The following is a 17,459-nucleotide window of genomic DNA, read 5'->3' on the forward strand; positions in this document are numbered from 1 at the left end:
CATAGCGTGAAAAGAACAGGACAAGGACGTCAAAAAGCAAAGAACCATGCTTCGCCCCTGTCCTGTTTTTCTTTTCATTCTGTGAATCGGAAACAACAGGTAAAACAGAGAAATTAAATGTGAGAGGAAAACGGTATGGGACATCTGGTTATCACAATCGGCTGCGAGTACGGAGCCAAAGGAAATGCCATCGGCAGGAAAATTGCGGAGGATCTCGGAATTAAGTTCTACGATCGCGATCTGGTGGATCAGATTATTGAAGAAGTCGGAATTCCGAAAGACATCATGAACCGTGTAGAAGAGGGCGGTACGATTGCCGGAAAAGGAGCCGAGGGCGATGTCCGTGGATCCTTCTCAAAATATGCGGACCTGACCGAGCGTGCGATTCATGTACAGAAGCAGATCATCCGGAAACTGGCAGAAAAAGAGGCCTGCGTCATCATCGGACGATCCGCGGATTACATCTTAAAGGACAGCAAAGATATCAAGCTCCTCCGGGCTTTTATCTATGCACCGGATGAGATCCGCATTCAGAATATCATGAAGAGCCACAGCCTTTCCGAGAGCGATGCAAAAATTCTGCTGCTCGAGAAGGACAAACGGTATCACAAGCGTCATCTGGCGCTGACCGGCAGCAACCGCGGAGACCGGCACAACCGAGACATTCTGATCAACAGTGCATTCCTTGGTGTGGAGGGCACAGCGGAATATCTCGAGGAACTGATTCAGAAGAAATACGGAAGCGGGGAGGAATAAGCCATGGAACAGAAAAAATCAGAATTTGACAAAGTATTAGGTGCATGGGATATTCTCGTCATCGCTTTCGGAGCCATGATCGGCTGGGGCTGGGTCGTATCCTCAGGAAGCTGGATTCAGAAGGGCGGCGTTGTCGGAGCTTCAATTGCGTTTGTGATCGGCGGTGTCATGATCTTCTTCATCGGACTGACTTACGCAGAACTGACTGCAGCGATGCCGCAGTGCGGCGGCGAGCACGTCTTCAGCTACAAGGCGATGGGCCCGAACGGTTCGTTCATCTGTACCTGGGCGATTATTTTAGGATATGTCAGTGTTACGTGTTTCGAGGCGTGCGCCTTCCCAACCATCATCACGTATCTGTGGCCGGGATTCCTGAAAGGCTATATGTACAGCGTGGCAGGATTTGATATCTATGCTTCCTGGGTAGCCGTAGCCGTTATTGTAGCGTTCCTCATCACACTGATCAATGTGCTGGGCGCAAAAACAGCAGCCGTTCTGCAGACGGTCCTTACCTGTATCATCGGCGGCGCTGGTATCCTTCTGATTGTGGCATCCGTGATCAACGGAGATTCCAGCAATCTGCAGGGACAGATGTTCGTCGGCGAGAGCACCGGAACGATGTTCCAGAACATCATCAAAGTTGCTGTTGTTACCCCGTTCTTCTTCATCGGCTTTGACGTTATCCCGCAGGCAGCAGAGGAAATCAACGTTCCGTTAAAGAAAATCGGTAAAATGATGATTCTCTCCGTTGTACTCGCTGTTGTTTTCTATTCCTGTGTTATCCTGGCTGTCGGCTATGTGCTGAACCCGTCCGAAATCCTGAGCTCGGAAGCAGGAACCGGACTTGTCACAGCAGATGCGATGGCGAAAGCGTTCGGTACAGCGGTTATGGCAAAAGTCATCATCGTCGGCGGTATGTGCGGTATCATCACATCCTGGAACTCCTTTATGATCGGCGGTTCCCGTGCTCTGTACTCTATGGCTGAATCCTACATGATTCCGCCGATGTTCGCAAAGCTTCATCCGCAGCACAAAACTCCGATCAACGCCCTGTTCCTGATCGGCGCGCTGACTATGCTGGCTCCGTTTGCAGGACGAGGCATGATGGTGTGGATCTGTGATGCAGGTAACTTTGGATGCTGTCTTGCCTACTGTATGGTATCTCTTTCCTTCCTGATCCTGCGGAAGAAAGAACCGGATATGCCGCGTCCGTACCGTGTTCCGGCATACAAATTTGTTGGAACGATGGCGGTTCTGATGTCCGGATGCATGGTGCTTGTTTACTGCATTCCTGGTTCCGGCGGAACGCTGGTATGGCAGGAGTGGCTGATGGTAGGCGGCTGGAGCCTCCTCGGTGTTGTATTCTTTGCAGTCTGCAAGTTCAAATATAAAGAGAAGTTCGGCAGCCTGATCGAGCTGATCTCCGACGAGGACGCAGCGTCCCTGATGCCGGAGGCAGACGATGCGGAACTCGACGTTGTCATCGATGCAGCAATCGACCGTGTCCTTGCCAAAATGGCTGGCTGAAGCTGAGATAGGATAAAACAAAGCGTGTCGGAAAGAAAAATTTTCGGCACGCTTTCTGAAAGAAAGGGGAAAAATAAGATGAATTCATTCGAATTTTCGATTCCACAGAATATTATTGTCGGAGCAGGAACGCTTGCCAAACTGCCGGAGTGTGCCAAGAAGATGGGCGGAACCCATGCGATGATTCTTTCCGGTCCTACCCTGAAAAAAATGGGCGTTGTGGACAAAGCAGCGGACAGCCTGAAAGTGGCAGGCATCGCAGCCGATATTTTCACAGATATTGAGGCGAATCCGTCTGTGACGACAGTAGAAAAAGCAACCGAGAGCTATCTTGCTTCCGGCGCAGACTTTCTCGTAGCACTCGGCGGCGGTTCTCCGATGGATGTAGCAAAGGCCGTCGGTGTGACGGCAAAATACGGCGGAAGCATCACGGAATACGAAGGCGCACACAAAGTGCCGGGAAAAATTGTCCCGCTGATTGCCATTCCGACGACTGCGGGAACCGGCTCCGAGGTGACCGCATTTTCCGTGATCACCGACCACAGCAGAGATTACAAGCTGACCGTATTTAGCTATGAACTTCTTCCAGAGTACGCGATTCTCGATCCGGAACTTTTAACTTCCGCTCCGGCATCCGTTGCGGCAGCGTGCGGTATTGATGCTTTTATCCATGCGGAGGAGGCTTATATTTCTACAGCTGCATCTCCGTTTTCCGATGCCATGGCAGAAAAAGCGATGGAATTGATCGGTAAAAATATCCGCCGTTTCGTGGCGCGCAGAACCGATCTCGAAGCCGCAGAGGCGATGCTGACCGGTTCGCTGTTCGCGGGTATTGCATTTTCCTACGCAAGACTTGGAAATGTCCATGCAATGAGTCATCCTGTGAGCGCCTTCTTCGATGTGCCGCACGGCGTGGCAAATGCCGTTCTGCTTCCGGTCATCGCAGAGTACAATGCACTGGCAGACCATGGAAGATATTTGAAGATCTACAACTACATCAGCGAAATCCCGGCATACGCCGATGAATTTGAGCCGATGATGCTGGTCGGCGCGATCCGCGAGCTGACCGCAGCCATCGGAATCCCGGCCAGCCTGACCGATGCGATCCGCCAGGCGGCAAAGGGAAAAGAAGTGACAGCAGAGGAGATCGAGAGCAAAATCGTGCCGATGGCGGTAGATGCGATGAAGAGCGGAAACATCGCCGTCAACCCGAGAGCGTCCTGTCAGCAGGACATCGAGGCGCTGTACCGGAAAGCACTGTAAGAGACAAGCTAATTTATAGAAGAAACCGTAAAGGGCGATGCTGTGAAAAGTATGTACAGAATCGTCCTTTTTCTGCTTGTCTTCCGAAAATATGTGCTGTAAAATAAATTTATCGTGCTGTTCTTACAAAACAAAGCAGCGAGGGGTGGATTTTTTTATTAAATCTTACTATTGGAGGAAGCAAAACATGGAAAATAATGTATTGCAGCAATTAAAAGAAAATATCGCAAAGGTCATGATCGGAAACGAGCGCACGATAGAGCTTGTCCTGACCTGCCTTGTTGCCAAAGGTCATATCCTGCTCGAGGATGTCCCGGGAACAGGAAAAACGGTCATGGCGAAATCCCTTGCGAAATCCGTCGAGGCAGAGTTCGGCCGCATCCAGTTCACACCGGACTTACTGCCGTCCGATGTCACCGGTCTCAATTATTTTGATGCCAAAAGCGGAGAGTTCGTCTTTTCGAAAGGCCCTGCCTTCTGCAACATTCTGCTTGCCGATGAGATCAACCGTGCAACGCCGAAGACGCAGAGCAGCCTTCTCGAGTGCATGGCTGAGCGCCAGATCACCGTGGACGGTGTGACACGGCCGCTCGAGGAGCCGTTCCTCGTCATCGCCACGCAGAACCCGCTCGAGACGCTCGGAACCTTCCCGCTGCCGGAGGCGCAGATGGACCGTTTTTTAATGAAACTTTCGATGGAAGCATTAAGCCCGGCGGAAGAGACGCAGATGATCGCCCGTTTCCTGACCGAGGAGCCGCTCGCCGAGCTGTCGTCTGTCTGCCAAAAAGAAGAAATCCGTACCCTGCAGGAGGCGTGTAAAGAAGTCTACCTGCATCCGGAACTGGTACAGTATCTCGTCCGCATCGTACAGGAGACGAGAGTCAACAGCAAAATTGCAAGCGGTGTGAGCCCGCGTGGAACACTCGCATTTTTACGTGCCGTACAGGGCCACGCGCTGGTGCAGGGACGAAACTACGTTGTGCCGGAGGACTTCAAGACCGTGGCTGTTCCGGTACTCGCACACCGTCTCACCATGCAGATCGGCGCAGACGACGGAAGAGCCGCAGAATCGGTGATCGAGGAAATTTTAAACCGCATCGATCTGCCGACCGAAAACTGGTCAGGAAGGTAACGGACTATGCTTCTTTTATTACTATTTGGAATGGCGCTCGCCTGGTTTCTGCAGAAAAAGCTGTACCAGAAAAACTGGCAGAAAAACCTGAAAATCCAGGTCAGCTTCCAGGATTCCGCGATCTATGAGGGCGAGGAGAGTACGTTAAAAGAGGTCGTCGTAAACGACAAACTGCTGCCGATTCCGGCACTCGAGCTTGGCATTTCGATGAGCCGCAATCTGGAATTCGACCGCGAGGCAAAAGCAAACGCAAGTATCACCGACCAGAGCTACAAACGCGATGTCTTTTCGTTCCTGTTTCATCAGCAGGTCACGAGAACACTGCCGTTTCAGGCGAAAAAACGAGGATTCTACGAGATCACCGGTGCGCATGCCGTAGCGTACGATCTTTTTTTCCGGGAGGGTCTTTACAGCGATTACCCGCAGCAGACACAGATGTACGTTTACCCGCGCCAGGTCGATACTGCACGGATTCAGATGATCTGCCGTGCCGTGTCGGGCATGGTTCTGTCACGGAATCGCCTGTACGAGGACCCGTTTGAATTTTCCGGTATCCGCGATTACCGGAAAGAAGATCCGATGAACCGCATCAACTGGAAATCGTCGGCACGGATGGGAGATCTGATGGTCAACCAGTTTGACGCGACGACGAGCGTGGAAGTTACGGTGCTTCTCGATATCGAGGACGCCAACATTCTGCGCGAGGAAGCGCAGGTCGAGGAGAGCATCCGCATCACGTCTTCGCTTGCGGCGCGGATGGTGAAAAACAAGATGAATCTGTGGGTGAAGAGCAATGCGAAAGATGAGGAGACCGGCGAGGAGCTGCGTGTCCATCTGGCAGCGGGCGCCGGAAAAACAGCGGAGCTGAACCGGAAACTGGCGTGCGTGCAGCTTGGGGGCAATCTCACAGGCAGCGCGGAGTTTCTGCACAAAGAGGCGGAAAAAGAGCTCACCGGCCACACCTACGTTGTCGTATCCAAAAACAGAACCGATGAGGTCCGTGAGGCGCTTCATCTGCTCTCCGGTGCGCAGAACCAGGTGCTGTGGGTGATTCCGTATCTGCCGGGCGAAGAAGTTCCGTCGGAGCAGAACCGTGCGTACACCGCAATCGGCTGGGAGGTGAAACCATGGAAATAAAAAAGACACCGGTACAGATCCCGCTGACCTGGCTTCATGTCTGGCTTTTATTCGCCGGCATCTATGGCTTTGCCGCCGGTTTTCTGGAGCTGACGGGAAGGGAGGCGCTGTATTTCTGCGCCATATCCTTATTGCTGCTGATTCCGGCCGCTGCAAGCTGGATTCTGATCCGGAAAACGAAAGCACTCTGGCAGTTTCTGCTTGGCGGAATTGCGGTCTGCGCGGTGACGTATCTGGCAGCGAAATTTTTCTGTTCCCTGTTCAGTGTGCAGGCGGCAGCGGTAATTGAAGCGTCTGTGGCGGCAAACGATGGAAAAAACAAGTTTGAGAACGGTATTTCTCCTGCATTTCTGGAGAGCCTTTCCGGCGTGATGACGGGTCTTATGGCCGCTGTGATTTTCCTGATCCGCGGCTATGTCAGAATCCGCAAAGGCCAGTTAAAGAAAGCAGCGCAGGAACTGCCGGCCGGCTCAATGCCGCTGGCGGATATGGAAGCGTGGGAGATCCCGACGCTCCTCGATGAGCCAAAGCCCCTTCATTTTCTCTGGTTTATGATACAGTATGTGATCGGTGTGCTGATGAAAATGCCGTTCTACTGGCATCTGATCTACTGGTTTTTCTTTGCAGATGTATTCCTGTGCTTCTTCTGCCAGTACCTCGACGGCATGCACGGGTTCATCCGTGACCATCAGAAAATCGCCAATCTCCCGGTGGAGACGATGCAGCGGACGGGAAAACTGATCCTGAAAATTGCAGTACTCCTTCTGGTACTGTTCGTGCTCCCATCGGCGCTCTACGGAAAGGATCCGATTGCGGAGGCGATCGCAGGATATGAGCCGAAAGAGCTGGAAAGCGATCTTACGATCGAAACACCGGAGGCCGAGACGCCGCAGGGCATGGAGCAGGCCGATCTGTCCGATATGCTGGGGGACAAAGAGTACAAACCGATGCCGCAGTGGATCCAGAATCTTTTTACGGCGGTCATGTATCTTGTGATGGTTGCCGTCGGAACCGCGGTTCTGCGGGCGATTTACCAGAGCGTAAAAAATGCGGGAAAAGCCTTCTCAGAGGATGAGGAGGACGAAGTTCTCTTCCTGCATCAGGGAAACGACGAACGGGAAAATCTGCCGTGGCGGCGGGAAAAGAAAGAGGGCTATCTCTCCCCGAATATGCGTATCCGCCGGCAGTATAAAAAAACGATCAAAAAAGCCGGAAAATACCAGCCGACCGGAGCCGAAACCCCGGCGGAGCTGGAAGAGAGAAACGAGCTTTCCGGCGACGGCATGAGACGGCTGCACGACGGCTATGAAAAAGCCCGTTACAGCCGCGAGGGCTGCACAAAAGAAGAGGCGGAAGCGCTGCGGAACTGATTTAAAACCAGTTCCCAGCAGCGGTCCACAGCCAATAGAGAAAGCCGAGCAGCCAGCTTGCAAAGACACCGTACAGAATGACAGGTCCGGCGATGGTGAAAATTTTCGCACCGATGCCGAAGACCTGTCCTTCTTTTTTATATTCAATCGCAGGAGCTGCAACCGAGTTGGCAAAGCCGGTGATCGGGACGAGCGCACCGCAGCCGGCAAAGGTGACGATTTTCTGATAGATGTTGAGGCCGGTTAAAATCACACTGCTAAGGATCAGAATCAGCGAGCACCAGGAGCCAGCGTCATCTTTGCTGAGTGAGAACTGCGTTTTGCCGATATGGAGCAGAATCTGCCCCACGACACAGATCAGACCGCCGACGATAAAGGCTTTTGCCATATTGCAGAAGAGATTCTGCTTTGGCGTCACCTCTTTGACAAACTGTTCGTATTCTTTTTTTGCCCGTTCACTTTTTAAACTCTGCATCACATCTTACCTCCAGTTCTTATTGAAATCCACTTGCAAAATAATAGAGAGAGCCCGCGATTTTCCCTGCCGCCATGCAGAGAATTACAAACGGCAGTCCGCGCGTCAGTCCGATCCGGCGGCAGAGGATCGAAAACAGGTTGACGACTTCGCCGAGCGCGATGATCCAGCTTCCCAGATAAATGCCCGCAAAAAGCCAGAACACACCGGCCGTCCAGGAGGGCAGGGAAAACGAGAAGGTGCCAAGCGAGAAAAGATCGCCGAACAGCGCCCCGGCCATACAGCAGCATTCGTAAAAACGCAGACTCTCTGCTGTCTTTGTGATGCCGGCGTACCGTGTCACGATGCCAAGGCCGATCACAAGCGCGACAAGGCCGCTCGCGATGAAAAAGCCAAGGCTAAGACCGGCTGTGATCAGCAGGATCTCTGGCAGGATTCGCATGAAAAGCCTCCTTTCCTTTACCGGAGCGGTCGTTCTGTTCGAGAATGGTCGTATCGATATCATCCTCGTAGACCCGCATTTCCACCTCGAGCGGCGTCGGGTCCTGCGTGAATTTCCGCCGTCCGAAATGGTTGAAATAGAGCACGACGCCAAGGCCGATGCCGATGGAATATGAAATTTCCAGCACCGAAAATCCGGGCGTCATCTGCGGGAGAAAACGGGTGTAAACATCCAAAAACAGCTCGCGGACGCCGATGTCGGTGTGGAAGGTCATAATGGAAAACGCAGTTCCGATAAACGTAAGGATGCCGACCAGAATCGTTTTGCACCAGCTGATCCAGGTGTTTTTCTGACGCGGATCCTCGTACGTTAAAATAAAATTCGGCTCGCCGATGTGGGTGACATCGACGTGCTCCTCGGCCTCCGTGACGAGGCGGACGAGGGTGGAGGCGGAGCAGACGTAGCGCCCGTATCCGTCATCGGGAAGATGCGCCACGCGGCGGACCTGATTGCGGGCAAGGACAGCGCCGTCTGAACAGGAAAGCTGCGCCACATCGCCGAGCGTCACGACGGGACTGGTGATTTTGATATTACGCTCCGTCTGAAGATACAGCATTTCACTCATGAAAAACATTCCTCTAAAAGTTTCTGAAACAGGATTTTTGTGCTACAGCGTACAGAGTTCCCTAAAACAGGAAAATCATGCGTAAGAATGGAAAAAACGGAAATACTGAAGGTCAGAAATGGTAAGACGCAAAATAAGAAAACGGAGGAATTTGCCGATGAGACAGATGACAGGAAAGCAGAGCATCTCGTTTGCCAAAGCCGTCTATATCGAGGGCAGCGCGGCGATTGTAGGAGAAAAGGAAAAGGATGGACCGCTGGGCGAATACTTTTCGCACACGCTTTCGGACCCGATGTGCGGGCAGGAGAGCTGGGAGGAGGGCGAGAGTGAACTGCAGCTTGCCACCGCGAAGCTGGCAATGCAGAAAGCCAATGTGAGGCCGGAGCAGATCCGCATGATTTTTGCGGGCGATCTTCTGGCACAGTCAATCGCATCATCGTTCGGCCTGGTGGATCTGAACTGCCCGCTCTACGGCCTGTTCGGTGCCTGCTCGACGATGGGAGAGGCGCTTTCGCTTGGCGCGATGGCAGTCGCGGGAGGATACGGTGACCGGGTGCTGGCGGTGACATCGAGCCACTTTGGAACGGCGGAGAAGGAGTTCCGTTTTCCGCTCGCCTACGGAAACCAGCGCCCGCCGTCCGCGAGCTGGACGGTGACGGGAAGCGGCGCGTGTGTGCTTGGAAAAACGAAGAGCAGAGTGAAAATCACGGGCGCTACGACGGGAAAAATCATTGATTACGGGCTGAAAGACAACCAGAACATGGGCGCCTGCATGGCCCCCGCTGCGTGCGATACGATTGCACAGAACCTCGTCGATTTCAACCGGGAACCGGCCGATTACGACCGCATTGTGACGGGAGATCTCGGCGTTGTGGGGCGGGAAATTCTGCTGGAGCTGCTGAAGAAAAAAGGATACGATATCTCGGAACAGCACAGTGACTGCGGCATGCTGATCTTCGATCCGGCAAAACAGGACACCGGTGCGGGCGGAAGCGGCTGCGGCTGTGCGGCATCGGTGCTGGCGGAGTATCTGCTGCCGAAGCTGGAAAACGGAGAGTGGAAGAGGATTCTGTTTGTACCGACTGGTGCGCTGATGTCGAAGGTCAGCTTTCAGGAGGGCAGCAGCGTGCCTGGTATTGCACAGGCGGTTGTAATCGAGAGGGAGGAGGATGTGTAAAATGGGAACGTTCATGGAATATTTCAATGCCTTCTGGGTCGGCGGCCTCATTTGTGCCCTGTGCCAGATTCTGCTCGACCGCACGAAAATGCTGCCGGGAAGAATTATGGTAACGCTTGTGTGCACGGGCGCGGTGTTGAGCTTTCTGGGACTCTACGATCCATTTGCAGAATACGCCGGGGCAGGCGCGTCGGTGCCGCTGCTCGGGTTCGGGCATCTTTTGTTTCAGGGAGTAAAAGATGCCGTAAAAGAAAGCGGATTTTTAGGATTGTTCCAGGGCGGATTAAAGGCGGGGGCTGTCGGAACATCAGCGGCGTTGATTTTCGCGTATCTTGCAAGCTGGATTTTCCAGCCGAAGATGAAAAAATAGCAGGTGAAAAATTGCGCAGAAGCAGGCGGACTGATATAATAAAGAAAAATGCCGCAGAAAAAAGCAGAATCGCAGCGGCAGGACGAATACAGAAAAAAGCGGGTGTTTTGCGGAAAAAACATCAAAACACCCGCGACAGGAAGAAAGGAAGTCTGCAATGAAGACAAGAGAAGAAGCGCTATCCTATGGCCTTTCCTTCCCGGACACATATCAGGAAGCACCGTTCCACGATGACAACTGGCAGCTCATCCGCGTGAAAGGAAGCAAAAAGGCATTTCTGTGGGTCTATGAAAAGGACGGAATCATTCAGCTGAATGTAAAAGCAAACCCGGAATGGCGGGACTACTGGCGCGATGCATTCGCGTCAGTTATCCCGGGATATCATCAGAACAAAGAACATTGGAACACGATTCTCCTCGACGGAACCGTACCCGATGACGCTGTGCGTACCATGATCGCCGAGAGCTACGACATCATCACGGACAGCCCGACCAAAAGAATCTATGAGGCGGTAAAGCAGATTCCGCGCGGAAAAGTGGCGACATACGGCCAGATAGCAGCGCTTGCAGGCGAGCCGAAGATGGCGCGTGCCGTGGGAAACGCCTTACATAAAAACACAGATCCGGAGCACATTCCATGCTACCGTGTGGTAAACTCCAAAGGCGAACTGGCCGCGGAATTTGTCTTCGGCGGCGCCGGGAAACAGGCGGATATGCTGGAGGCAGACGGCATTGTGCTGGAAAACGGCCGCGTCAATTTAAAGAAGTACGGCATCAACGTGGAAGAGATGCTGGCACAGCGGGAGCTGGAGCAAAACTGAAAAAATAGGATGCACAAAACAGCGAAAGACCGGAACGGCAGAGGAAAATGTCCGTTTCGGTCTTTCATTATGTTTGGCTTATAAAATTAGAAAATACAATTATTTCGCATTGAATACATACTTATCCATACGGTCAAATGCCTCTTTCACAAGCACATGCGGCAGTGCCAGATTCAGGCGGATCGCATACGGTCTGTGGAACGGCCGTCCGTCCTGCCAGATCACGCCGACAGCAACACCGGCTTTCAGCAGTGTATCCATATCGGTATCATGCTCCTTGCACCACTCCTCGCAGTCGAGGTACAGCATGTACGTTCCTTCTGGTTTGGAAAGCTTCACGCCCTTGAAATGCTCGAGAATGTAGTTGTACGCATAATCCGCATTCGATTTCAGCACTTCGCGCAGTTCATCCACCCACTGGTATCCCTCCGGACGGTAAGCGCCGATCAGCGCATGAACAGAGAGTACGTTCGGAGAATTGTAGTGAGAAAGGGACGAAGCCTTCTCCACACGGTCGCGCAGCATGCGGTTGTAGATGATGTGGTAGGAGCCTACAAGGCCAGCCAGGTTAAAGGTCTTGGACGGTGCATAAAGTGCGATGGTGCGCTCGCGTGCATCCTTCGAAACGGACTGCGTTGGGATATGTTTGAAGCCCGGCAGTGTCAGGTCAGACCAGATCTCATCGGAGATGACAACGCATTCATTTGCTTTGTAAATTTCCATCGCCTTTTCAATTTCCTCGCGCTCCCAGACACGGCCTGTCGGGTTGTGCGGAGAGCAGAAAATCGCGAAATGAATGTTGTGTTCTTTTAACTTGCGGTCCATATCAGCGTAGTCCATACGCCATACGCCGTTCTCATCCTGAACAAGATCGGAGAGAACGATATTGCGTCCGCAGTTCTCAAGAACACCGGTAAAACCGATGTATGTCGGGGAATGCAGAAGAATGGATTCGCCCGGGGATGTAAAAGCGGCAGCAGCCGAAGCAACACAGCCGAGCACGCCGTTCTCATAGCCGATCGCCTCACGCGGCAGATCTTCCACACCGTTGCGCTCTTTCTGCCAGCGGATGATGCTGTCAAAATATGCATCCGGCAGATTAAAGTAGCCAAAATGCGGTTCGTTGACTCTCGCGTGAATTGCTTCCTGAATGGTCGGAAGAGACGGGAAGTTCATGTCGGCCACCCACATCGGGATGCGGGAGAAGCCCTCTTTGACTTCCGCACCCGGAATCGGGATCTGATCGACAGCGATCGAATCGTGGCCGCTGCGGTTCATCAGAGATGTAAAATCGTATTTCATTGGTAAAAACCCTCCTTTGTGTTTGCTGTGCTCTCGAAGTAAAACCAAAAGCACATGGAAAACCGGATGCAGCTTCCTTTCCTCGCTGAAAGAAAAACCTGCAGCCGGCTGAATACAAATATTATAACACGGAGGGGAATTTTCGTAAACAAAAGAATGCTTTATTCGGCACCATTTATTCCGCGCCGATCCAGTTATCGCGGTTGATTGCTTCCGTGTGGCTGGTGCTTTCGTTCATGATTTTCTGCAGATCCGGCCGGTCATAGTTGACAATGCCCTTTCCGAGATATTCATGGCTGCCGCGCCGGAAGACGCTGACGACATCGCCTTTCTTAAAATCGCCTTCGACTGCCACGATGCCTTTGGGAAGCAGGCTCTTTGCCTGAACAGCAAGTGCTTCTGCGGCACCCTCATCGACGTAGAGGTTGCCCGCACTCGGCGCATAGAATGCCATCCACTGCAGACGCGTTTTCATGTTGTGGCCGCTGGCGGTAAAGTACGTTCCTTTTGCGGTTCCTTTCACCGCACGCACAATGTTGTTTTCCTCCGCCGAGGAGCAGATCAGAACCGGCACACCGGCTCTTGTGGCAAGCGAAGCGGCGGAGAGCTTCGTTGTCATGCCTCCCGTTCCGTTGCCCGATCCCGCACCGCCTGCCGCAGCAGTGAGCTCCGGCGTGATCTCATTTACCACGTCGATATGGCGCGCATTCGGGTCACTCTTTGGATTGGCAGTGTAGAGCCCGTCGATATCGGTCAGCAGAATCAGAAGCGATGCATGCAGCATCGCAGCCACCTGGGCAGAGAGCGTGTCGTTGTCGCCGACCTTCAGCTCCTCAATCGCGATCGTATCGTTCTCATTGATGATCGGAATCGCACCGCGCCCGAGCAGGACGGAGAGGGAGCCGAAGATGTTTTTATAGCGGCGGCGGTCCTCAAAGTCACTGCGGTTCAAAAGAATCTGCGCACACGGAATCTGGTACGCCATCAGATTTTTCGTGTATTCCTCCATCAGAAGGCCCTGGCCGACAGCAGCGGCAGCCTGTTTATCGTCAATTTTCGTCGGCCGTTTTTTAAAGCCGAGACGGGAAAAGCCTGCGGCGATCGCACCGGAGGAAACGAGAATCACATGGTGGCCTGCCGTCTGCAGCGCGGCAAGCTGGGTCGTAATGTTCCGTATTTTTTCAGCATCCATGGTTCCGTCTGAGAGTGTCAGGGAGCTGGTGCCGACTTTCACAACTATCGTCTGTTTTTCCATCATGAAAACCTCAAATGTAAGAAATGATAAGAAACGTTGTTTACGGGTGACAAAACATCAATTACAGACACTTTAACACAGTACTGTGTGAGAGTCAAGAAGATGCGGAATGGTCGTTACATTTTTCGTGAAAGATCTGCAAAAAGATAGAAATTTGTTGCTGGAATTCTGAAAAAGTATGGTAGAATAGAAAACGAGAAAAAGGTGTGTGCAGAAATACATTTTTCCTGAAAAACAAAAGAAGCGGAAAGAAGTCCGGCACACGACGGAGGGAGTCAAAGATGGAGGAAAAAACAGAAGAAAGAGGCAGAGGCTGCATGACAACGCTGTGCTACATCGAAAAGGATGACAGCTATCTGATGATGCACCGCACGGTGAAAAAGAACGATGTCAACAAGGACAAGTGGATCGGCGTCGGCGGCCATGCGGAACTTGGCGAAAGCCCGGAGGAATGCCTGCTGCGTGAAGTAAAAGAGGAAACCGGCTACACGCTGACGAGCTGGCGTTTCCGCGGTCTCGTTACCTTTGTGACAGAGGCAGAAAACAGCAAAACGGTGGAGTACATGGAGTATATGTGTCTCTACACGGCAGACGGATTTACGGGAGAACCGACTGCATGTGATGAGGGCGAACTCGCCTGGGTGAAAAAAGAGGACGTCCTGCACCTGAATCTGTGGGAGGGAGACAAAATCTTTTTCCGCCTTCTGAATGAAGACGAGCCGTTTTTCTCCCTGAAGCTGCGGTATGTGGGCGACACGCTCGCAGAAGCGGTGCTGAACGGAAAACAGATGGAACTTTTTGAGGAGCGCTCAGGCGACGGCACGCCGACCGGAACCATCGTAGAGCGCGGCGTGGCGCACAGTGAGGGACGGTGTCACGGAACGGCACATATCTGGATTGCACGGGCGAATGAGAAGAGCGGCTGTGAGGTACTGCTGCAGAAAAGGAGTGCCTGGAAAGATTCGAATCCGGGCTGCTACGATATTTCAAGCGCCGGCCATCTTTCGGCGGGCGATACGTATTTGGAAGGGGCTCTGCGGGAAATCGGCGAGGAGCTCGGCATCCACGCAGAGGCAGAGGAGCTGAGGGATCTTGGCCTGCTGGAAAAAGTATCACACGGTGTTTTTTACGGAAAACCGTTCCACGATCATGAGGTCAGCGCCGTGTATCTTTACACGAAGCCGGTCGAGGCGGAAAAACTGCATCTACAGGAGTCGGAAGTAGAAGCAGTCCGCTGGATGGATCTCAAAGAGTGCCAGAAGGCGGTAAGAGAAGGAAGCATTCCCAACTGTATTGATATACGGGAACTGGAAATGATTGAAAAAGCGTGGTTCGCCGGAGAAAAAACAAAAGATGAGGCAGAAAAAGAGGCAGCAGCCACCGCTGAAAAATAAAAAGAAATGCATGAAAAAAGTCACCGGTTCGAAATAGAACATGGTGACTTTTTTGGATATCGCGTAAATGAAATTTGTTTTTTTATTTCGCTGCTGCCTTTACCTGGCTAAACAGTCCGGATTTCTGAAGAGCCGGACGCAGTGCCATGTAGATGACAACGGAAGCGATGGTGGAAAGTACGGCGTTGATGGAAGTTGCCGCTACGTTCCAGCTTAAGGTAACCTCTGCTGCCGGTTTTCCAAGAAGAACCAGTTTGTAGAAGTAACCGATGAGCGGATCGAAGATCACATTGAACAGAAGTCCGCCGATGGCTGCAAGCAGTGCCCATTTGAAGATCTGTTTCTGATCGGTCTGCTCGTTGATTTTACCGATTTTGTGTGCGATCAGTCCTGCGATGAGGCCGATGCAGAATTTTAAGATAAAGGTCTTTGGTGCGTATACCACATAGACCGGATCGAGAAGATCTCCGATGGTCATGCCGATCGCACCGCCGATTCCGCCGTAAACACCGCCGAGAATCAGCGCACCGAGCACACAGACAGCGTTTCCGAAATGGATCGAGGTGGCATCTCCGCCTGGCAGCCAGATTTTGAACTGCAGGAAGGTGAAGACAACGTAGGAAAGGGCTGCAAAGACACCTGTCATTGCGATTTTCCAGACTTTTTCATTTTTCATAACAACGCACTCCTTTGGTATCTGGAACTTTCGTTCCTTGATTGCACCCTATTATAGGGAGTGGTGGCATGAAGAAAAAGTTCCAATTCCGGATTTTTTGACCAGACCAGTTATTTCCGGTACGATTTCATTTTTTCGTGTTCTTCTTTTAATTCTCTGTAGAGCTGCAGCGAATTCCACGCCTGGTTCTGCGTTGTGACGATGGCTTTGAGGGCGATCGGCGGCACTTTTTTCCGGCGCATTTCGGTGAGAAAAAGATCGAGTTTCCGCTCGGAAAAGCCGGCCATGACCATCATTGGTTCATCAAATCCGGCACCGTCATAGGCTTCGGGGGATTCTGCAAATGCTTTATTTCCGGCAAGAAATCCGATCGACTGGAGATACTGTTCCGGTTCCACAATGCGCACGCGGATACCGAGCTTTAAGAGAACCGGCTTTAAAAGCACAGCTGTTTTCGTTCCTTTGATCTGATATAAGAGTACGGTTTCCATGAGAAAAATCCTTTCCACGGGCAGATTTCCGGATCAAATGCGCGGATGCCCAGAACTATGATATAAGAAATGTTTTGGAAAAACAATACTTTTATGGTATCATAGGAACGTACAATTCAGAACACGATAAATTTTGAGATAAAAGAGAAAGGAAACCAATAAAATGTGGATAGCAGATGGATGGAAAGATTATGAAGTGCTGGATACGTCCGGCGGAGAAAAACTGGAGCGGTGGGGAGATTACCTTCTGGTAAGACCAGACCCGCAGGTCATCTGGAACACGAAAAAAGAAAATCCGGGCTGGAAAAAGAAAAACGGTCATTATCACAGAAGCAGCAAGGGCGGCGGAGAATGGGAGTTTTTCCATCTGCCGGAGCAGTGGGAGATCAACTATAAAGACCTGACCTTCCGCCTGAAACCGTTCAGCTTCAAACACACCGGCCTTTTCCCGGAGCAGGCAACGAACTGGGACTGGTTCGGCGATCTGATCCGCCGTGCCAACCGCCCGATTAAAGTGCTGAACCTGTTCGCCTACACGGGAGGCGCAACGCTCGCAGCGGCCGCAGCAGGCGCAAGCGTCACACATGTCGATGCATCCAAAGGCATGGTCAACTGGGCAAAAGAGAACGCTGCCGTGTCCGGCCTTTCGGACAAGCCGATCCGCTGGCTTGTGGATGACTGCACCAAATTTGTCGAGCGCGAGATCCGCAGAGGCAACCACTACGACGCGATCATCATGGACCCGCCGTCCTACGGAAGAGGACCAAAGGGCGAGATCTGGAAAATCGAGGAGTCGATTCATCCGTTCATCAAGCTCTGCACGCAGCTCTTAAGCGATGACCCGCTGTTCTTCCTTGTGAATTCTTACACGACAGGACTTGCACCGGCTGTCCTGACGTACATGATTTCCCTGGAATTAAAACAGTACAAAGGCCACGTAGAAGCACAGGAAATCGGCCTTCCGGTCAAGTCGACCGGCCTTGTTCTGCCGTGCGGTGCATCGGGAAGATGGCAGTCTGACAACGTTTAAAACATCTTTTGGAAGCGGACGTATGTCCGTCATACGAAAAACATTTGGCTGAAATTGCAGGAAATGAAGTATAAAACTGCAAAAAGTGGGATAAAATGCTGAAAAGTGTATAAAACATGCAAGTTCTCCTTGACAGAAACTCATGATCTGGTAAAATGGTCTTTAGTTGAGCAAGAAACCTGAAAAACGGGTAAGGAAAGTACAAGGGAGGACGTTT

18 protein-coding genes are annotated in these 17,459 nt (G+C 52.1%); 11 read left to right on the forward strand and 7 right to left on the reverse strand.

The genetic code is table 11. The annotated features are described in order from the left end of the window. Window positions 1–135: 135 nt before the first annotated feature. From DXD92_RS09710 to DXD92_RS09735, 6 genes are all read left to right on the forward strand, one after another. Entirely contained in the window at window positions 136–756 is a 621-nt protein-coding gene (locus DXD92_RS09710) for a cytidylate kinase-like family protein (RefSeq protein ID WP_117509835.1), read from the forward strand. Window positions 757–759: 3 nt separating this feature from the next. After that, a complete protein-coding gene (locus tag DXD92_RS09715) occupies window positions 760–2,283 on the forward strand; it encodes an APC family permease (protein ID WP_118594860.1) in 1,524 nt (507 codons plus the stop codon). A 78-nt stretch (window positions 2,284–2,361) separates the two neighbouring features. Beyond that, on the forward strand, window positions 2,362–3,546 hold the full coding sequence (locus DXD92_RS09720) for an iron-containing alcohol dehydrogenase family protein (RefSeq protein ID WP_118594888.1): 1,185 nt from the start codon (window positions 2,362–2,364) through the stop codon (window positions 3,544–3,546). Window positions 3,547–3,733: 187 nt separating this feature from the next. After that, window positions 3,734–4,678: an AAA family ATPase gene (locus DXD92_RS09725; RefSeq protein WP_055219993.1), complete on the forward strand. Its 945-nt coding sequence runs from the start codon at window positions 3,734–3,736 to the stop codon at window positions 4,676–4,678. Between the two features lie 6 nt (window positions 4,679–4,684). Beyond that, complete coding sequence (locus DXD92_RS09730; RefSeq protein WP_022461768.1) at window positions 4,685–5,815, forward strand: DUF58 domain-containing protein; 1,131 nt, start codon at window positions 4,685–4,687, stop codon at window positions 5,813–5,815. Beyond that, a complete protein-coding gene (locus DXD92_RS09735; protein WP_118594861.1) occupies window positions 5,806–7,185 on the forward strand; it encodes a DUF4129 domain-containing protein in 1,380 nt (459 codons plus the stop codon). Before DXD92_RS09730 ends, DXD92_RS09735 begins: the two co-directional genes overlap by 10 nt. 1 nt (window position 7,186) lies before the next feature. Here the strand turns inward: DXD92_RS09735 and spoVAC are convergent, their stop codons facing one another. The 3 genes from spoVAC to DXD92_RS09750 are packed head-to-tail and all read right to left on the reverse strand — an operon-like array spanning window position 7,187 to window position 8,727. Then, on the reverse strand, window positions 7,187–7,660 hold the full coding sequence (spoVAC, locus tag DXD92_RS09740; protein ID WP_022461770.1) for a stage V sporulation protein AC: 474 nt from the start codon (window positions 7,658–7,660) through the stop codon (window positions 7,187–7,189). A 19-nt stretch (window positions 7,661–7,679) separates the two neighbouring features. Beyond that, window positions 7,680–8,102 carry a stage V sporulation protein AB gene (locus tag DXD92_RS09745; protein WP_055219986.1) on the reverse strand — a complete coding sequence of 141 codons (423 nt, stop codon included), beginning with the start codon at window positions 8,100–8,102 and terminating at the stop codon, window positions 7,680–7,682. Beyond that, the gene (locus tag DXD92_RS09750) at window positions 8,059–8,727 is read right to left on the reverse strand and encodes a stage V sporulation protein AA (RefSeq protein WP_118640476.1); all 669 of its coding nucleotides are present in this window, start codon (window positions 8,725–8,727) and stop codon (window positions 8,059–8,061) included. The genes DXD92_RS09745 and DXD92_RS09750 overlap by 44 nt, the downstream gene beginning before the upstream one ends. A gap of 157 nt (window positions 8,728–8,884) precedes the next feature. Here DXD92_RS09750 and spoVAD point away from each other — a divergent pair, with 157 nt between their 5' ends. The 3 genes from spoVAD to DXD92_RS09765 all read left to right on the forward strand — a co-directional run bounded on the left by spoVAD (window position 8,885) and on the right by DXD92_RS09765 (window position 11,094). After that, a complete protein-coding gene (gene spoVAD, locus DXD92_RS09755) occupies window positions 8,885–9,904 on the forward strand; it encodes a stage V sporulation protein AD (protein ID WP_055219982.1) in 1,020 nt (339 codons plus the stop codon). Window positions 9,905–9,917: 13 nt separating this feature from the next. Continuing rightward, window positions 9,918–10,274 (forward strand): SpoVA/SpoVAEb family sporulation membrane protein, encoded by a 357-nt coding sequence (locus DXD92_RS09760; RefSeq protein ID WP_055220161.1) that lies wholly within the window; start codon window positions 9,918–9,920, stop codon window positions 10,272–10,274. 157 nt (window positions 10,275–10,431) lie between these two features. Next, window positions 10,432–11,094 carry a methylated-DNA--[protein]-cysteine S-methyltransferase gene (locus DXD92_RS09765; RefSeq protein WP_055220159.1) on the forward strand — a complete coding sequence of 221 codons (663 nt, stop codon included), beginning with the start codon at window positions 10,432–10,434 and terminating at the stop codon, window positions 11,092–11,094. Between the two features lie 99 nt (window positions 11,095–11,193). On the opposite strand, the gene DXD92_RS09770 is transcribed toward DXD92_RS09765, so the two are convergent. Beyond that, entirely contained in the window at window positions 11,194–12,396 is a 1,203-nt protein-coding gene (locus DXD92_RS09770; protein ID WP_055219980.1) for a MalY/PatB family protein, read from the reverse strand. Window positions 12,397–12,571: 175 nt separating this feature from the next. Beyond that, window positions 12,572–13,654 carry a glutamate 5-kinase gene (gene proB / locus DXD92_RS09775; protein WP_243104878.1) on the reverse strand — a complete coding sequence of 361 codons (1,083 nt, stop codon included), beginning with the start codon at window positions 13,652–13,654 and terminating at the stop codon, window positions 12,572–12,574. 278 nt (window positions 13,655–13,932) lie between these two features. Between proB and DXD92_RS09780 the strand changes: the two genes are divergently transcribed. Beyond that, window positions 13,933–15,045 (forward strand): NUDIX domain-containing protein, encoded by a 1,113-nt coding sequence (locus DXD92_RS09780; protein WP_082424949.1) that lies wholly within the window; start codon window positions 13,933–13,935, stop codon window positions 15,043–15,045. Window positions 15,046–15,127: 82 nt separating this feature from the next. Here DXD92_RS09780 and DXD92_RS09785 read toward each other — a convergent pair whose 3' ends face one another. Both DXD92_RS09785 and DXD92_RS09790 read right to left on the reverse strand, forming a co-directional pair. Further along, on the reverse strand, window positions 15,128–15,721 hold the full coding sequence (locus DXD92_RS09785; RefSeq protein WP_022461779.1) for an ECF transporter S component: 594 nt from the start codon (window positions 15,719–15,721) through the stop codon (window positions 15,128–15,130). A gap of 110 nt (window positions 15,722–15,831) precedes the next feature. Further along, complete coding sequence (locus tag DXD92_RS09790; protein ID WP_055219975.1) at window positions 15,832–16,212, reverse strand: DUF3783 domain-containing protein; 381 nt, start codon at window positions 16,210–16,212, stop codon at window positions 15,832–15,834. Window positions 16,213–16,375: 163 nt separating this feature from the next. On the opposite strand from DXD92_RS09790, the gene DXD92_RS09795 reads away from it, so the two are divergent. Then, window positions 16,376–17,242, forward strand: coding sequence for a class I SAM-dependent methyltransferase (locus tag DXD92_RS09795; RefSeq protein ID WP_022461781.1), 867 nt, complete (start codon window positions 16,376–16,378; stop codon window positions 17,240–17,242). Window positions 17,243–17,459: the final 217 nt, after the last annotated feature.

This window comes from Blautia sp. TM10-2 (assembly GCF_003480845.1).
GTDB classification, from domain to species: Bacteria; Bacillota; Clostridia; order Lachnospirales; family Lachnospiraceae; genus Fusicatenibacter; species Fusicatenibacter saccharivorans.

What these genes read in the sequence shown, in the direction of transcription:
- DXD92_RS09720 (WP_118594888.1), top strand. Translation starts at nt 2,362, where the DNA reads ATGAATTCATTCGAATTTTCGATTCCACAGAATATTATTGTCGGAGCA.
- DXD92_RS09795 (WP_022461781.1), top strand. Translation starts at nt 16,376, where the DNA reads ATGTGGATAGCAGATGGATGGAAAGATTATGAAGTGCTGGATACGTCC.
- DXD92_RS09735 (WP_118594861.1), top strand. Translation starts at nt 5,806, where the DNA reads ATGGAAATAAAAAAGACACCGGTACAGATCCCGCTGACCTGGCTTCAT.
- DXD92_RS09785 (WP_022461779.1), bottom strand. Translation starts at nt 15,721, where the DNA reads ATGAAAAATGAAAAAGTCTGGAAAATCGCAATGACAGGTGTCTTTGCA.
- DXD92_RS09710 (WP_117509835.1), top strand. Translation starts at nt 136, where the DNA reads ATGGGACATCTGGTTATCACAATCGGCTGCGAGTACGGAGCCAAAGGA.
- spoVAD (WP_055219982.1), top strand. Translation starts at nt 8,885, where the DNA reads ATGAGACAGATGACAGGAAAGCAGAGCATCTCGTTTGCCAAAGCCGTC.
- DXD92_RS09790 (WP_055219975.1), bottom strand. Translation starts at nt 16,212, where the DNA reads ATGGAAACCGTACTCTTATATCAGATCAAAGGAACGAAAACAGCTGTG.
- proB (WP_243104878.1), bottom strand. Translation starts at nt 13,654, where the DNA reads ATGATGGAAAAACAGACGATAGTTGTGAAAGTCGGCACCAGCTCCCTG.
- DXD92_RS09770 (WP_055219980.1), bottom strand. Translation starts at nt 12,396, where the DNA reads ATGAAATACGATTTTACATCTCTGATGAACCGCAGCGGCCACGATTCG.
- spoVAC (WP_022461770.1), bottom strand. Translation starts at nt 7,660, where the DNA reads ATGCAGAGTTTAAAAAGTGAACGGGCAAAAAAAGAATACGAACAGTTT.
- DXD92_RS09745 (WP_055219986.1), bottom strand. Translation starts at nt 8,102, where the DNA reads ATGCGAATCCTGCCAGAGATCCTGCTGATCACAGCCGGTCTTAGCCTT.
- DXD92_RS09765 (WP_055220159.1), top strand. Translation starts at nt 10,432, where the DNA reads ATGAAGACAAGAGAAGAAGCGCTATCCTATGGCCTTTCCTTCCCGGAC.
- DXD92_RS09760 (WP_055220161.1), top strand. Translation starts at nt 9,918, where the DNA reads ATGGAATATTTCAATGCCTTCTGGGTCGGCGGCCTCATTTGTGCCCTG.
- DXD92_RS09750 (WP_118640476.1), bottom strand. Translation starts at nt 8,727, where the DNA reads ATGAGTGAAATGCTGTATCTTCAGACGGAGCGTAATATCAAAATCACC.
- DXD92_RS09715 (WP_118594860.1), top strand. Translation starts at nt 760, where the DNA reads ATGGAACAGAAAAAATCAGAATTTGACAAAGTATTAGGTGCATGGGAT.
- DXD92_RS09725 (WP_055219993.1), top strand. Translation starts at nt 3,734, where the DNA reads ATGGAAAATAATGTATTGCAGCAATTAAAAGAAAATATCGCAAAGGTC.
- DXD92_RS09780 (WP_082424949.1), top strand. Translation starts at nt 13,933, where the DNA reads ATGGAGGAAAAAACAGAAGAAAGAGGCAGAGGCTGCATGACAACGCTG.
- DXD92_RS09730 (WP_022461768.1), top strand. Translation starts at nt 4,685, where the DNA reads ATGCTTCTTTTATTACTATTTGGAATGGCGCTCGCCTGGTTTCTGCAG.